The 14,497-nt window shown below is 65.1% G+C and carries 18 protein-coding genes; 8 read left to right on the top strand and 10 right to left on the bottom strand.

The features are described 5' to 3' along the window. Window positions 1–10: 10 nt before the first annotated feature. A complete protein-coding gene (gene lgt, locus BLV07_RS14850) occupies window positions 11–856 on the bottom strand; it encodes a prolipoprotein diacylglyceryl transferase (RefSeq protein ID WP_091886726.1) in 846 nt (281 codons plus the stop codon). A 198-nt stretch (window positions 857–1,054) separates the two neighbouring features. Between lgt and BLV07_RS14845 the strand changes: the two genes are divergently transcribed. The 4 genes from BLV07_RS14845 to ychF all read left to right on the top strand — a co-directional run bounded on the left by BLV07_RS14845 (window position 1,055) and on the right by ychF (window position 4,007). Beyond that, window positions 1,055–1,315 carry an accessory factor UbiK family protein gene (locus BLV07_RS14845; protein ID WP_091886723.1) on the top strand — a complete coding sequence of 87 codons (261 nt, stop codon included), beginning with the start codon at window positions 1,055–1,057 and terminating at the stop codon, window positions 1,313–1,315. A 205-nt stretch (window positions 1,316–1,520) separates the two neighbouring features. After that, complete coding sequence (locus BLV07_RS14840) at window positions 1,521–2,240, top strand: 50S ribosomal protein L25/general stress protein Ctc (protein WP_091886720.1); 720 nt, start codon at window positions 1,521–1,523, stop codon at window positions 2,238–2,240. Window positions 2,241–2,298: 58 nt separating this feature from the next. Continuing rightward, entirely contained in the window at window positions 2,299–2,904 is a 606-nt protein-coding gene (gene pth / locus BLV07_RS14835) for an aminoacyl-tRNA hydrolase (RefSeq protein ID WP_091886716.1), read from the top strand. A gap of 5 nt (window positions 2,905–2,909) precedes the next feature. Further along, entirely contained in the window at window positions 2,910–4,007 is a 1,098-nt protein-coding gene (gene ychF, locus BLV07_RS14830; RefSeq protein WP_091886713.1) for a redox-regulated ATPase YchF, read from the top strand. Window positions 4,008–4,207: 200 nt separating this feature from the next. On the opposite strand, the gene BLV07_RS14825 is transcribed toward ychF, so the two are convergent. After that, window positions 4,208–4,504 (bottom strand): DUF4282 domain-containing protein, encoded by a 297-nt coding sequence (locus tag BLV07_RS14825; RefSeq protein ID WP_091886710.1) that lies wholly within the window; start codon window positions 4,502–4,504, stop codon window positions 4,208–4,210. A 182-nt stretch (window positions 4,505–4,686) separates the two neighbouring features. On the opposite strand from BLV07_RS14825, the gene BLV07_RS14820 reads away from it, so the two are divergent. From BLV07_RS14820 to BLV07_RS47545, 3 genes are all read left to right on the top strand, one after another. Next, entirely contained in the window at window positions 4,687–5,139 is a 453-nt protein-coding gene (locus tag BLV07_RS14820) for a MaoC family dehydratase (RefSeq protein WP_091886707.1), read from the top strand. Next, window positions 5,139–5,618, top strand: a complete 480-nt coding sequence (locus BLV07_RS14815; protein WP_091886704.1) for a MaoC family dehydratase — start codon at window positions 5,139–5,141, stop codon at window positions 5,616–5,618. Before BLV07_RS14820 ends, BLV07_RS14815 begins: the two co-directional genes overlap by 1 nt. A gap of 198 nt (window positions 5,619–5,816) precedes the next feature. Beyond that, entirely contained in the window at window positions 5,817–5,963 is a 147-nt protein-coding gene (locus BLV07_RS47545; RefSeq protein WP_164934669.1) for a hypothetical protein, read from the top strand. Between the two features lie 38 nt (window positions 5,964–6,001). On the opposite strand, the gene BLV07_RS47540 is transcribed toward BLV07_RS47545, so the two are convergent. The 4 genes from BLV07_RS47540 to BLV07_RS14795 all read right to left on the bottom strand — a co-directional run bounded on the left by BLV07_RS47540 (window position 6,002) and on the right by BLV07_RS14795 (window position 8,871). Continuing rightward, window positions 6,002–6,139 (bottom strand): hypothetical protein, encoded by a 138-nt coding sequence (locus BLV07_RS47540; RefSeq protein ID WP_176945541.1) that lies wholly within the window; start codon window positions 6,137–6,139, stop codon window positions 6,002–6,004. A 360-nt stretch (window positions 6,140–6,499) separates the two neighbouring features. Continuing rightward, window positions 6,500–6,919, bottom strand: a complete 420-nt coding sequence (locus BLV07_RS14810; protein ID WP_091886700.1) for a hypothetical protein — start codon at window positions 6,917–6,919, stop codon at window positions 6,500–6,502. A gap of 337 nt (window positions 6,920–7,256) precedes the next feature. Continuing rightward, window positions 7,257–8,168, bottom strand: a complete 912-nt coding sequence (locus BLV07_RS14800) for a hypothetical protein (protein ID WP_091887070.1) — start codon at window positions 8,166–8,168, stop codon at window positions 7,257–7,259. Between the two features lie 262 nt (window positions 8,169–8,430). Beyond that, on the bottom strand, window positions 8,431–8,871 hold the full coding sequence (locus BLV07_RS14795) for a nuclear transport factor 2 family protein (protein ID WP_091886694.1): 441 nt from the start codon (window positions 8,869–8,871) through the stop codon (window positions 8,431–8,433). A 547-nt stretch (window positions 8,872–9,418) separates the two neighbouring features. On the opposite strand from BLV07_RS14795, the gene BLV07_RS14790 reads away from it, so the two are divergent. Further along, window positions 9,419–9,805, top strand: coding sequence for a hypothetical protein (locus tag BLV07_RS14790; RefSeq protein WP_091886691.1), 387 nt, complete (start codon window positions 9,419–9,421; stop codon window positions 9,803–9,805). Window positions 9,806–9,888: 83 nt separating this feature from the next. Here the strand turns inward: BLV07_RS14790 and uvrB are convergent, their stop codons facing one another. The 4 genes from uvrB to BLV07_RS14770 all read right to left on the bottom strand — a co-directional run bounded on the left by uvrB (window position 9,889) and on the right by BLV07_RS14770 (window position 14,467). Next, window positions 9,889–12,852, bottom strand: a complete 2,964-nt coding sequence (gene uvrB / locus BLV07_RS14785; protein WP_091886688.1) for an excinuclease ABC subunit UvrB — start codon at window positions 12,850–12,852, stop codon at window positions 9,889–9,891. A 93-nt stretch (window positions 12,853–12,945) separates the two neighbouring features. Then, the gene (locus BLV07_RS14780; protein ID WP_091886685.1) at window positions 12,946–13,173 is read right to left on the bottom strand and encodes a hypothetical protein; all 228 of its coding nucleotides are present in this window, start codon (window positions 13,171–13,173) and stop codon (window positions 12,946–12,948) included. Window positions 13,174–13,221: 48 nt separating this feature from the next. Beyond that, a complete protein-coding gene (locus tag BLV07_RS14775; RefSeq protein ID WP_091886682.1) occupies window positions 13,222–13,446 on the bottom strand; it encodes a hypothetical protein in 225 nt (74 codons plus the stop codon). A 103-nt stretch (window positions 13,447–13,549) separates the two neighbouring features. Continuing rightward, window positions 13,550–14,467 carry a LysR substrate-binding domain-containing protein gene (locus tag BLV07_RS14770; protein ID WP_091886679.1) on the bottom strand — a complete coding sequence of 306 codons (918 nt, stop codon included), beginning with the start codon at window positions 14,465–14,467 and terminating at the stop codon, window positions 13,550–13,552. Between the last annotated feature and the right edge of the window lie 30 nt (window positions 14,468–14,497).

Raw genomic sequence — 14,497 nt, 5'->3', positions numbered from 1 at the left:
TCGAAATGATTTAACGAATGGCCTCGATAGGCTTCGGCGCGCCGCGCCGGATAGCCCATACAATAAGTATGGCGCCGACGATAAGCATCGGGATCGACAACAGCATGCCCATGGTTAATCCGCCCCAGAGGAAGCCGAGCTGTGCGTCGGGTTCGCGGAAGTGTTCGCCGGCGATCCGGGTCAGACCATAGATCAGGATGAAGGCGCCGAGGATCATGCCGGGCCGCTTCAGGGCACCGAAGCGGATCATGATCGCGAGCACCGTGAACAGCAGGATGCCCTCCATGCCGGCCTCATAGAGCTGGCTCGGATGGCGCGGCAGCTGTGTGGGATCGTTCGGGAAGATCATCGCCCAAGGCAGGCTCGCATCGGTGGCGCGACCCCACAATTCGCCATTGATGAAATTGGCGATACGTCCGAGCAGCAGCCCGACCGGGGCGACCGCGGTGGTGATGTCGCCGAGCGACAGGATCGAGATGCCGTTGCGATAAGCAAACAACATCACCGCGACGACGCAGCCGAGGAAGCCGCCATGAAAGGACATCCCGCCCTCCCACAATTTGAAGATCGCAGCGGGATGCTCGATGAAGAAAGGCAGATTGTAGAACAGGACGTAGCCGGTGCGGCCGCCCAGGATGATGCCGAGCGTGACCCAGAGGATGAAGTCGTCGATCTGGAGCAGCGAGATCGGTGCGGGTCCGCCCCACAGACGCTGGTTCTTCAGGAGCGAGCGCGCATAGAGCCAGCCGAACACGATGCCGCAGATATAGGCCAGCGCATACCAGCGGATCGCGAACGGACCGATCTCGATCGCGATCGGCTTGAAGGCGGGGAAGTCGATGAGCAGGAAGGGCATCGCGCCTTCTATGTCTGGACGAGATTGCGGCGATCGAGCGCCAGCAGACGCCCTGTGATTCTTCTTATGCAGGGACGTTGAGTACGATTGCAAGGAAACCGGGGCATGACAAGGATACCCCCGCTCGGCCCTTGAACCGTTCCCTTCGGATTGCCATTGTGTTTCGGAGAGTTCGCGCAAAGTTTATCGGAGGCCGCCATGACCCAGACCAGCAACCGGTTTTTCGACGAGATCGGCCGCCTGATGAATGACGCCGCCGGTGCCGCCCAGGGCGTCAAGCGCGAGTTCGACACGGTGATGCGGACGCAGGCGGAAAAATTCCTGCGCGACATGGATCTGGTCAAGCGCGAGGAGTTCGAGGCGGTCAAGGACATGGCCCGCCTCGCCCGCGAGGAGAACGAGGCGCTGAAGGCAAGGATCGCCGCGCTGGAGGCCAAGCTCGGCGGCACGCCGACGTAAGGCGCTCTTTTTTACCTCCCCCCTCCAGGCCCTCCAGGGGAGGATGGGAACTCGGGCCGGCAGCCCATTCTCCTTGTCATTTCTGCATCTTCCGGGTAAAAGCCCGCCACGTCTGCGGCCCCCGCACCCCTGGAGGCTTGCTGCGGACTATGCCATGGGCCGCGCTGCGGCCCATTAACTTTTGCAAAAACAAGGACTTAACGACATGGCGACGACCGTCAAGGAATTGAAGGCGACCGCACGTCCGAAGAGCGGCAAGGGGGCCGCCCGGGCTGAGCGTCGCGCCGGCAGAGTGCCCGGAGTGATTTACGGCAACAACCAGCCCCCGGTGACGATCTCGATTGAAGATCGCGACTTGCGCCAGCGCATCCTCGCCGGCCGGTTCCTGACCACGCTGGTCGACATCGACCTCGAGGGCAAGAAGCACCGCGTGATTCCGCGCGACTATCACCTCGATCCGGTCAGGGACTTCCCGATCCATGTCGACTTCATGCGGCTCGGCGAAGGCGCCACCATCCGCATCAGCGTGCCCTTGCACGTGGTGAAGGCGGAAGGCTCGCCCGGCGTGAAGCGCGGCGGCACCGTCAACATCGTCGCCCACGCGATCGACCTCGAATGCGGTGTCGAGAGCATTCCGCAATACATCGAGGCCGATGTCGGCTCGCTCGAAATCGGTCACTCCCTGCATCTGTCGGACATCAAGCTGCCGGCCGGTGTGAAGGCGATGACCCGCGAGGACGCGACCCTCGTCACCATCGTCCCGCCGTCGGGCTACGCCGAAGAGCAGAAGGCGGCGGCTGCGGCTGCGGCGGGTGGTGCGGCTCCGGCCGCGGGTGCTGCTGCTCCGGCGGCTGCTCCGGCTGCGGGCGCTGCTGCTCCGGCTGCGGCTGCCAAGGCTCCGGCCGGCGGCGACAAGAAGAAGTAATCTCTCAAAGCTGGCGCGCGATCCTTGATCGCGCGCCGAGCGAGGGGCGCGCCGCGTCATGCGACTCTTTGTTGGGCTCGGCAATCCCGGCGCGAAATACGCACGTAACCGGCACAATATCGGCTTCATGGCCGTCGACGAGATCGCGCGACGTCACGGCTTTGCGCCGTGGCGCCGCCGCTTTCAGGGCGAGACCTCGGAAGGCACGCTCGGCACCGAGCGCGTCATCCTGCTCAAGCCCATGACCTACATGAACGAGTCCGGCCGCGCCGTGCAGGAGGCGGCAAGCTTCTTCAAGATCGCTCTGGGCGACGTCACCGTGTTCCATGACGAGCTCGAGCTGCCGCCGGGCAAGGTGCGGGTGAAGATCGGCGGCGGCATCGCCGGGCACAACGGCCTGCGTTCGATCTCAGCCCATATCGGCAACGACTATGGCCGGGTGCGGCTCGGCATCGGTCATCCCGGCATCAAGGACCTGGTGCATGGCCACGTGCTGTCGGACTTCGCCAAGGCCGACAACGAATGGGTGGCGACGCTGTGCGACGCGGTTGCCGAACACGCGGCGCTGATCGCCAAGGGCACGGACGCGACCTTCGCCAACAGGGTGCATCTCGCCATGCAGGCGAAGGGATTTTTGACCAAGGACGAGAACGGCAAGGAATAACGCTCGTGGGATTCAAATGCGGGATTGTCGGGTTGCCCAATGTCGGCAAATCGACCTTGTTCAATGCGCTGACCGAGACGGCCGCGGCGCAGGCCGCGAACTATCCGTTCTGCACGATCGAGCCGAATGTCGGCGAAGTCGCCGTGCCCGATCCGCGGCAGGAGAAGCTCGCGGCCATCGCCAAGTCGGGGCAGATCATCCCGACGCGATTGACCTTCGTCGACATCGCCGGCCTCGTGCGCGGCGCCTCCAAGGGCGAAGGCCTCGGCAACCAGTTCCTGGCCAACATCCGCGAGGTCGACGCGATCGCGCATGTCGTGCGCTGCTTTGAGGATTCCGACGTTACGCATGTCGAGGGCAAGATCGCGCCGCTCGCCGACATCGAGACCATCGAGACCGAGCTGATGCTCGCCGACCTCGACAGCCTCGAGAAGCGTGTCGACAACCTGTCCAAGAAAGCCAAAGGCAACGACAAGGACGCCAAGGAGCAGCTCGACCTCGTCAACCGCACGCTGGTGCTGCTGCGCGAAGGGAAGCCCGCCCGCCTCGTCGAGCGCAAGGCCGAGGAGGAGCGCGCTTTCTCCATGCTGGGGCTGCTCTCATCAAAGCCCGTGCTCTACGTCTGCAATGTCGAGGAAGGCTCGGCCGCAACAGGCAATTCGTTCTCCAAGGCCGTGCAGGAGCAGGCCGCCAAGGAAGGCGCCGTCGCCGTCGTCATCTCCGCCAAGATCGAGTCGGAGATCGCGACCATCTCGCGTGAAGAACGCGCTGACTTCCTGGAGACGCTGGGTCTCGAAGAAGCCGGTCTCGACCGCCTGATCCGCGCCGGCTACACGCTGCTCGACCTCATCACCTATTTCACGGTGGGGCCGAAGGAAGCGCGCGCCTGGACCATCCATCGCGGCACCAAGGCGCCGGCGGCGGCCGGTGTGATCCACACCGACTTCGAGAAAGGTTTCATTCGCGCCGAGACCATCGCGTATGAGGACTACGTCGCCCTCGGCGGCGAAGCCGGCGCCCGCGACGCCGGCAAGCTGCGGCTCGAAGGCAAGGAATACGTCGTCGCCGACGGCGACGTGATGCATTTCAGGTTTAATACGTAGGCTGCGAAGCGCGCGGTTTTTCCGACGTCGTCCTGGACAAGCGAGCGTAGTGAGCGCCGATCCAGGACCCATTACCCCAAGACGTGGTTTGGCGAAGACACGGGGTTACCAATCTGTGCCACAACTTCTCCCTGGGGTAATGGGTCCTGGCTTTCGCCAGGACGACATGGAGACTTGCGGCTACGGCACCTGCGCCGTCCTCACCGCGTCCCGCTGCCCTGGTCCCTGATCGCGCCGAGATGCTCGTTGATGCGGAAGACGATCAGGATCAGCTCGGCGAGGATGCGCGAGAACACCACGCCGACGACGACGCTCGCAATCGACGACAGCAGCACCAGGAAGCCGCCGAACGGACTGATCGCCATCGCAGCCAAGCCGGAGAAGATGCCGGAGAGGCCGAACAGGCAGATCAGCGCGATCACCAGCCAGTAGAAGGTCTTGATGATCGTCGGTGTGATGAAGCGGTCCCATTGAAACAGGTCGCTGAATGAAAACATCGCTCTCCCCAGGGCAAAGCGGCCTTGCCAAATTGGGCCTTGCTCAATGATCCCGACCCCCGGTTGATCCGACTCAAGACCAACCCCGCTGCGCCGAATGTAGCACGAGCCATGCGGGCCCGCGGGTTGAGATTGCCGCAAAGTGCGGCCACAATCTGTCATTTCCACGAACCAATCCCAAGATGACCCTGACCTTCGAAGATTTCCCGCCCGGACGGCTCGGAACGTTCGGCCCGCGCCATGTCACACGCGACGAGATTTTGGCCTTTGCCGCCGAGTTCGATCCGCAGCCGATGCACCTCGATGAGGAGGCTGCGGCTAGAAGCATGCTGCGCGGCCTGTCCGGCTCGGGCTGGCATCTCTGTTCGCTGATGATGCGGATGATGGCCGACGGTTTTATCACGCGCGCCGCTTCGCTCGGCTCGCCCGGCGTCGACGAGGTGCGCTGGTTGTCTCCGCTCCGGCCCGGCGACGACCTCATGCTCGACGTCGACGTCGTGGAGGCGCGCACCTCGAAGAGCCGCCCGGAGCTCGGCATCGTCAAGTTCAAATGCACCGCGCGCAACACGGCGGGGCAGGCCCTCGCCGAGATGACCTCGCCGATCCTGATCAAGCGGCGCGAGGGAGCGCTCTGATGCGGTTCTTCGAGGACATCGAGATCAGCCAGCGCCGCGAGATCGGCACCTATACGTTCACGGCAGAGTCGATCAAGACCTTCGCTGCGAAGTTCGACCCGCAGCGCTTCCACCTCGACGAGGAGGAAGGCAAGAATTCGCTGTTCGGCGGGCTCGCCGCCTCCGGTTGGCATGTCGGCTCGGCTTGCATGAGCCTGCTTGTCGCCGACGGCCAGCGCCTGGCGCGTGAGGCCGCCTCGCGCGGCGAGGAAGTCGCGGTCTGGGGCCCGTCGCCGGGCTTTCGCGATCTGCGCTGGATCAGGCCGGTGCTCGCCGGCGACACCGTCAGTTACGTCAGCGTCGTCATCGACAAGCGCAGCTCCGCCTCGCGTCCCGGCTGGGGCATTTTGACGGCCCGCACCACCGGCACCAACCAGCGCGGCGAGGAGGTCTACTCGATCACCGCCACCGCCTTCGTGCCGATGCGGAAGGTTGGTTAGACCTGTTCCAAGATGAACGGTCCAATTGAGTGCGCGAGTGTTGCCCCCGCGCTATGGACGCGATTCCGGGTGGCTGCCATAAGCCTGCGCAACATGGTTACCGCGAAGCAGTTTGGCGGAACCACCGAGTTGCTAACTAATTATGAACCTGTCGCTGTCTATTTGAAACGAATTGGGCAGAGACAGGGGACGAGGACCATGGCAGATCGCGGCGCACTCAAATTTGTCGGATTCATCTTCGCGACCGCGACGCTGGCCGTGATGCTGGTCGCCGGCATGGTGGTGAAGGGCTATGCCGATGGCGGCTACACCCTGGAAGCCTCGACCGTGGAAGCCGCCCGGTAAGGGTTCGTAGAATTGTCGGGGCCGCGTCCGGCCCCGTGTCAGCGGCTGTAGACGAACGCCAGTACCGCGACCGCAACCGCCAGCAATCCGACAAAGCGCAGCATGATCGTGCCGAGCTGATTGGGCGCGGGTCGCAGCGGTATAGGGTCCGTGTTGTCGGGCCGAATGCTTTCCATGACATGTCCCCCGGCCCGGCCGAAAAAGGCTGCGGGCGCTTGGCATTCGTCGCCGGGGAGGGGCGGAGGGTTCAAAGCGGGGATGCGTGGAGCGCGTAGACTGCGTGGCCGCATGCCGCCGCTGCCCTGCCATCCGTTCGCGCCACATCCACCGCTGTCATGCCCCGGCTGGACCGGGGCATCCAGTACGCCGCGGCCTCCCGGTTCAATCACTGCTGTCTCTGGAATACTGGATCGCCCGATCAAGTCGGACGATGACACCTTCATTGGGGAACGTGTGAGCACTCGTCACGCATCCCAGAATCAAAACCGCCGCGCTCCCTTCCGGGAACGCGGCGGCGCGTGAAGCTGTGCTTGCGATCAGCTGTTGCGCAGGCCGTCGGCGGCGCGCTTCCACTGCGCGACGTTGTCGGCGATCATGCGGGTCGACTTCATCGCGGCCTGGCTGAGCTGGGCGTAGCCGGAGATCTCGCGCTGGACACGCTGGCCTTCGGCATGGAGCAGGTCGCGCAGGCTCTCGAGCTCGGAGATCAAATTCTCGATCTCGGCCAGCGAGGTTCCGGCCACGCGCTGGATCAGCGAGTTGACGTTGTTGACGGTGGCTTCCGCGCTGGCGTCGAGCGGCGGCGCGTCGGTCGTGGCCGCCGGCCGGCGCAGATAGGCGATGTCGTTGCGGACGAAATCGCGGATGCCGGCCTCGACCTCGGTCACGGCGGCGAGGTTGTTGTCGACGGTCTCGGTCTCGGTGGTTTCGGTCTTTTCCGGACGGATGGCGTTCATCGTTATTCCCCTTTTCGCGTTTGAGCGCGGCGCGAGTGTCCCCCGCACGACGACGTCTGTTTTGGCGACTAGGACGCCCGATTTTGACCGCAAATGGGCCGAGATGCGGCAAGGGCGGACCATTCGGGGGTTTTGCCGTGGCGTATGGTTAGGAGAGTGTGAATGGCTGCGGTTCGAGCAGGCGTCGACTCCCTCGCCCCGCTCTTGCGGGGAGAGGGTGGGGTGAGGGGCGTGGCCGCAAACACGGTGAGAGTTGGACTCGCGGAGGCTCCCCCTCACCCGGAATTTGCTATCGCAAATTCCGGCCTCTCCCCGCAGGCGGGGAGAGGCGAAAGAGCTACCAGCTCTTCTTGAACCCGGCCGTCAGGCTCTTATTGATCGCGCCTTGCGAGGTCTCGCCGACCGAGCCGGAGACGGTGACGTTGTCGAACAGCTTCTGCTCGGCGCCGAACTTGCGCAGCCATTTGTCGTCGGTGGTCGACAGCGTCTGGCCGGCGGTGATGCTGGTTCCGGTGTCAGTGAGGGTGATCTTGGCCGATTGGTCGGTCTCGTAATTTCGCGTGATGTGGCCGCCGATGCCGGGGACGGCTGTCGTGCCCTGCTGGTTGACGCTGTAGCCGTTCTGGAGCGTCAGCGACGTGTCGCCGGACAGCGGCACCGACTTGGTCAGCGAGGCCCCGATCTTGCTCTGTTCAGTGCCGGGATCGACCCGGGCTTCCACCGCGGTCTTGTCCCAGATCGAGCCCGCGCCCGGCGCGGTCGCGGCGGCCCAGGCGCTGCCGGAGGATTGCGGCAGGTTGCCGCCATTGGTGGCTTTCTGCGCCAGCAGCTCGGACATCGTCCGCGGCTCGCGCGTCACCGTCATGTCGGCGCCGATCCGCGTATCCCAGAACGAGAACACGGATTGCTTCACCTTCACCGCCGAGGAACCGTTTGCATTGGGGTTCGACGACCAGTCCAGGCCATCCTTGGCCGCGGCCTGGGCGCGCTTCTTGGCGGCGATGGGGTCAATGCCGGTGCCGGCATCGACCGCGAGCTGGCTCCAGTCGAGCTTGTCGACGTCAATGCCTTTGAGCACATCGGGGTCGTTGACGTCGGGGGCCTCCGTCGCCGCAGTCTCAGCCTCGTCGTCAGGCGCGGCCGCTGTGGGCGGAATGATCTGCGCCGAGACCGTCAGCACCGACCCCAGAATGAATGCGGCCGCCAGCAACGGCAGCCTGGTCCAGCCCAACCCTGTCGAGAATTCCATCGTCCTGCCCGCGAACCCCAGCGCATGCTTTTCGATAATATATATATCGGCATTCGGCCACGCGCCATTCCGCGCGAAACATGCTGATTCATCGTCGCGAAATTGTGACGGCTCGCCGCGAAATGACGAACCAACGGGCCGCGCGGCAGGCGCGCGCCCGATGACGAGCTTCTGACACGGCCGCATCCGGCGGGGCTGGAGGCCAGGGCGTCATGTGAGCGTCGTCATCGGTCCCGAACAGCGGGACCCGTTGGCGTCCCCCTCAGCCGGCGCGGCTCATCTTCGGCAGATGAATGGCGCGGCCGAGTGCCTGCTCGACCAGGTCGAAGGTGTCGATCAGCACCCGCATGCTGACGAGCTTGCCCGCCCTGAACTGGGCGAACTGCGCGACGCGCAAGCTGATCGGTTTGTTGGAATCGAGCGCCGTCAGCGAATAGCGCAGCATCGAGGCGGCGGAATCGACGCCGAGCATGATGCTCTCGCGATCGAAGCGGCGCACATGGAAATTGTCGGCGAGCTGGCGGATGACGTCGAGCACGGCGTCCTTGCCCTGCCGTGCACCGAGGAATGGAAACATGTCGATCGGGCCGTACAGCGCCCACTCGATGTCCTCGTCGATCAGGGCCTCGATATCGCTGAAATGCCGGTCGTTGATGGCGCGGTGCAATGCGCGCGAGAAACGCCAGAGGCTGTGCTCTGTCATTTGGGGCAGTCCTGAAGCTGGCTTGCAAAAAAAACGGAAAACAACCCCATGCACAGTAAGGTGCCGGGGCTCAACTCGTTCGTGTACGAATAACTACGGGATTTCGGTCAAAACGCAATTCACGTTTTCGCAAAGCACCATTGAACGCGGTTTGTGAGATTTACAATAGAGTCCCGTATTTTCCGGTTCTGAGCGCAGGCAGGCCTTATGGAACCGAAGGCCCGCGTCCACCCCCGGTGTCGTCCTGGCGCAGGCCAGGACCCATATCCACCGGCCTCCGCAATGGGCAGGCTGGTGGTTGACCGCGTGCCGGCGCACCGGCAGTCGGGGTAATGGGTCCTGGCCTTCGCCAGGACGACGCCATGGAGATGGTGGGCAGCGGAGCCGCCGCTCGACCTTACATCCCGCCCGCCCGCGCGAGACGCCCGCTTTGGCGGGCTCCGCAAGCGGGGCGAGGTGAAGGGCCCGCCGCACCGCGTGACCCATCTCACATCACCCCTGTCCCGACCCCGCTAACGTCATCGGCATGTCATCAGGGAGACGTGCTATGGCCGCCATCGCCACCGCGAGAAAGTCCCGCCTGCATAACGCGCTCGAAGGCCTCGCGCTGACCGCGACCCTCCAGAGTTTCCCGACCTTCGCCGCCGCGGCCTTCCTGCTCAAGCTCGTCGGCAGCCACGATCTCGTCGGCGACCCCGGCGTCGCCATCTTCGTCGCCATCGCCTCGCTCGCCCACGCGCTGCTCGCGGTGACCCTTGGCCCGAGCTTCCCGGCCTTCTTCAAGACCGTCTACGAGCCAAAATTCTTCGAGGCCCATCTGTCGCTGTCCGACAAGATCACCGCCTGGCGCACCCAGCCAGTCGCCTCGCTCCAGCTCGTGACCATCGTACTGCTGCTGTCGGTGATGGCCGTGGTAACGGCGAGCGTGGGGTGAGCAGCGCAAATCTCTCCTCGTCATTCCGGGGCGCCGCAAAGCGGCGAGCCCGGAATCCATAGCCACCACTCGCGCGGATGCGCCTATCTCTTCTTCCAGCCACCCCGTCGCCCTGGCGCCCCGCCCGTCGACTTCGGCGCGGGCCCGAACTCCGGGCCCGACTGCCGCGAGTCCGTCGGCTGGATGATCCGGCTGGTGCTGCCGAACGGCTTTGACGGCAGCGTCGGGCTCGCGCGGTAGGGCAGGGATTCCGGGCCGTGCATCTCGTCGAGATGCGGCTTGTGCACGCGGGAGCCCTTGCCGCCGCCGGCCTTCAGCGCCGTTGCGGCGCTCTCGTTCTTCATCGCGCTGACCGGGAGGTTGGCGGCATCGCCGTATTTCTTCGTGCCGGCATAGGCGCCGGCCTTGCCCTGCACGGTGCGCTGCTTGGCGGTGGGGTCGTCGACCACCGCGAGCTCGGTGGCGCGCAGGCGCTTGACTTCGTCGCGCAGGCGGGCGGCTTCCTCGAAGTTCAGATCGGCGGCGGCCTCGCGCATGCGCGTCTCGAGATCGGCGAGCACGGCTTCGAAATTGTGGCCGATCGAGATGACGTCGTCGGTCATGTCGTGGCCGCCGACCTCGACCAGCACGTGGTCGCGCTCGTAGACCGAGTTGAGGATGTCGCCGATCTGCTTCTTCACGCTCTCCGGCGTGATGCCGTTGGCGGTGTTGTACTCGACCTGCTTCTCGCGGCGGCGGTTGGTCTCGGCGATGGCGCGCTCCATCGAGCCGGTCATCTGGTCGGCATAGAGGATCACCTTGCCGTCGACATTGCGCGCGGCGCGGCCGATGGTCTGGATCAGCGAGGTCTCGCTGCGCAGAAAGCCTTCCTTGTCGGCGTCGAGAATCGCGACCAGCGCGCATTCGGGAATGTCGAGGCCTTCGCGCAAGAGGTTGATGCCGACCAGCGCGTCGAAGGCGCCGAGGCGGAGATCCCTGATGATCTCGATGCGCTCGATGGTGTCGATGTCGGAGTGCATGTAGCGGACGCGAATGCCCTGCTCGTGCAGATATTCGGTGAGGTCCTCCGCCATGCGCTTGGTCAGCACGGTGATCAGCGAGCGATAGCCGGCCTGCGCGGTGGCGCGGACCTCGCCGACGAGATCGTCGACCTGGGTGCGGGCGGGGCGAATATCCACGGGAGGATCGATCAGCCCCGTCGGGCGGATCACCTGCTCGACGAACACGCCGCCGCTCTCGTTCAGCTCCCAGCCGCTCGGCGTCGCCGACACCGCGATGGTCTGCGGCCGCATCATGTCCCACTCCTCGAAGCGCAAGGGGCGGTTGTCCATGCAGGAGGGCAGGCGGAAACCGTATTCGGCGAGCGTCGCCTTGCGGCGGAAGTCGCCGCGGAACATGGCGCCGATCTGCGGGATGGTGACGTGGCTCTCGTCGGCGAAGATCAGCGCGTTGTCGGGCACGTATTCGAACAGCGTCGGCGGCGGCTCGCCGGGGCGGCGTCCGGTGAGATAGCGCGAATAGTTCTCGATGCCGGCGCAGCTCCCCGTCGCCTCCATCATCTCGAGGTCGAAGGTGGTGCGCTGCTCCAGCCGCTGCGCCTCCAGAAGACGTCCCTGATCGTGGAGCTGGTCCAGCCGCTGCTTCAATTCGAACTTGATCGACTTGATCGCCTGAACCAGCGTCGGGCGCGGCGTCACATAGTGCGAGTTGGCGTACATCTTGATGAACTCGAGCTCGTCCTGCTTGTGGCCGGTGAGCGGATCGAACTCCTCGATGTTTTCGATGGTGTCGCCGAACAGGTTCACGCGCCAGGCGCGGTCCTCATAGTGCGCGGGGAAGATGTCGATGACGTCGCCGCGGACGCGGAACGTGCCGCGGGTGAAATCCGCCTGAGTGCGCTTGTACTGGAGCGCGACGAGGTCGGCGATGAGCTGGCGCTGGTCGATGCGCTCGCCCTTCTTCAGCGCGAACGTCATCGCGGTGTAGGTCTCGACCGAGCCGATACCGTAGATGCAGGACACCGAGGCGACGATGATGACGTCGTCGCGTTCGAGCAGCGCGCGCGTCGCCGAGTGGCGCATGCGGTCGATCTGCTCGTTGATCGAGGAATCCTTCTCGATATAGGTGTCGGTGCGCGGGACGTAGGCTTCCGGCTGGTAGTAGTCGTAATAGGAGACGAAATACTCGACCGCGTTGTCCGGGAAGAAATTCTTGAACTCGCCATAGAGCTGGGCCGCGAGCGTCTTGTTCGGCGCGAGGATCAGGGCGGGGCGCTGCGTCGCCTCGATCACCTTGGCCATGGTGTAGGTCTTGCCCGAGCCGGTGACGCCGAGCAGCACCTGCGAACGGTCGTTGCGATCGACGCCCTCGACCAGCTCGGCGATCGCGGTCGGCTGGTCGCCCTTGGGCTCATATTCAGACTTGATCTCGAAGCGCACGCCGCCTTCGGATTTTTCCGGGCGCGGCGGCCGGTGCGGCGTCCAGACCCGCATCGAGCCATCGTCCTTGCGGAATTCCGGGCGGCCCTCGCGGATCAGCGCCTCCAGCGCATCCGCGGTGGCCTTGACGCCCAGCGCCTCCATCTTGGAGCGCGGCGGCCGCGCCAGCGCCTCGGCGTCGTCCTCTTCAGTGGGAAGACCGAGCTGACGGGCCAGTTCCGGATCGAGTTTCGGGATCGTGGCCGAGGTTCCGTAATTGGCCTGCGGTGCTTCGTCGAAGCCTTCGGTCGAGGCCCGCGGCGGCATCGGCTTTGCAATAGTCTTTGCAATGTTCTTGGCCGTATCCTGCGGAAACTCCTTCGGCGTCGATGCGCGCGCGCGATGCGCGGCGGCCTCGCCCCCGGACCGGCGATCGCGCGAATTGTCCGGCGGCGGCTGAAGGCCGGTGCCCGATCCCAGGCCCGCATCGCCGCGATTGATCGCGGGATTGAGCAGCTCGGCCAGCGCCGGCCCGATCGGCTGCACATCGGGGCGATGCGCCTTCGAGTTCGGGGCCTTGGTCTTCGGGGATTTGCCGGATTTTTCGGAGGATGCAGGTTTCTTCGCCATGGGGCGAATATGGGACGAGTCCGCCCCGCGATAAAGGGCGAATGCCCGTCGTCATGCAGCCTGCTGACAGCAGGTTGGCAGCAGCCTCGAGGCTCACGCCGCCGGCCGCGGCCCCTCGTCGTCCTCACCCGCCTGATGCGGCCTCAGGATGTCGAGATGGATGCCGCCGCAATCGCTGCAGCGCATGGTCCAGTACTCGCATCCGGCGCGACCGCCGATCACACGGAGCACCATAAGATCGCCGTCGCATTCCGGGCAGTTGGACAGCACGGCGCGGGCATAGATCCGCGGCCGTAGTCCGTCGGCTTCGATGATTGACATGACCGGTTCCCCGCCGCCCTGTCGCTGATCCGTTGCAGACCCGCTCGTCTATTCGTCGTCGCTATCGGCCCGCCGGCGGAAGCGATCGATGTGGTGCTTTGCATCGGCAATCGCAGCGTCGCGATCAGGCCAGGCGAAGCCGACTTCCATGGCCGGAAACAGCACGCCGTCGATGGCAACCGGGCTGAAATCGGCGCGCCGGATGCGGGCGTGCCACAGTCCCTTGCCAGCTTCGAAGGATTCGATGTCAAAGCCGTCGTAAAGGGTCGTCATTCTTGTAGGTCCCACTTTTCTTTTCGGAGGGTCAGGGGACCACATTTGCGAATTTCAGGATGTGAAGCCGTTCACAAGCCGCGGCGCTTTTTTGCCGAGCGCGTCAGTTCCGCGCTGCAGCACGGCCGATCCGCCGCACCGGACGCGCCGCCGGTTCCGACGCCGTCCGCATGATCCAGCGGCGGAACGCGGCGAAGTCGCGTTGCTCGGTCTGGAAACTGCGATAGAGCAGGTACCAGCGCATGCCCTTGGGCACCGAGAGATCGAATGGCGCCACCAGCCGTCCGGCGGCGAGATCGTCGTCGATGTAGGGTCGGATGCCCATGGCGATGCCGAGCCCGTCGGCGGCGGCCTGGAGCGCCTGGCCGTAGAACTGGAACTCAGGCCCGCGCGCGCTGATGCGCGCCAGGTTCGCGGCCTTGAGCCAGAGCGGCCAGTCCTCCGGCGAATGTGCGACGCGAATCAGGCTCGGTCCCCTCAGATCGGCCGGCCGCTTCAGGCCGCTCGCAAGGCGCGGCACGCAGACCGGCGTGAGGTCGCCGGCGAACAGCGGCTCGGCGACGAGGCCGGGCCAGTCGCCGGTGCCGAGCTTGATGCCGCAGCTCCAGTCCTCGCCAAATGGCACCGAGGCGCCGCCGGTGGTGAAGCGCACCTCGATGTCCGGCTCCTCGCTGCGAAATTCCGACAGGCGTGGGATCAGCCAGCGCATCGCAAAGGTGTGGCCGACGCCGATGGTGAGCACGCGCATGCTGGAGGGCGCGGTCACCTGCGCGGTGAGGCTCGCCAGCGCATCGAAGATCGGCGTCAGACCGCTCTGATAGGCACGGCCGGCCTGCGTCAGCACGAGCTTGTTGGCCTTGCGCTCGAACAGCGCGAGGCCGAGCCGCTGTTCCAGCAGATGCACCATGCGGCTGACGGCGGCCGCCGAGACGTTGAGCTCGACGCCGGCCGCGGCAAAGCTGCCGGTCCGCGCCGCCGCCTCGAATGCCTTGATGCCGTTGAGAAACAGCAGCCGCCGCAAATGCCCGACCCTCAGGAAAGCTGATGCCAG

It is taken from the genome of Bradyrhizobium sp. Rc2d (genome assembly GCF_900099855.1).
GTDB lineage: Bacteria > Pseudomonadota > Alphaproteobacteria > Rhizobiales > Xanthobacteraceae > Bradyrhizobium.
The sequence above is the reverse complement of the archived record's forward strand: the minus strand, read 5'-3'. Positions and strand labels throughout refer to the sequence as shown.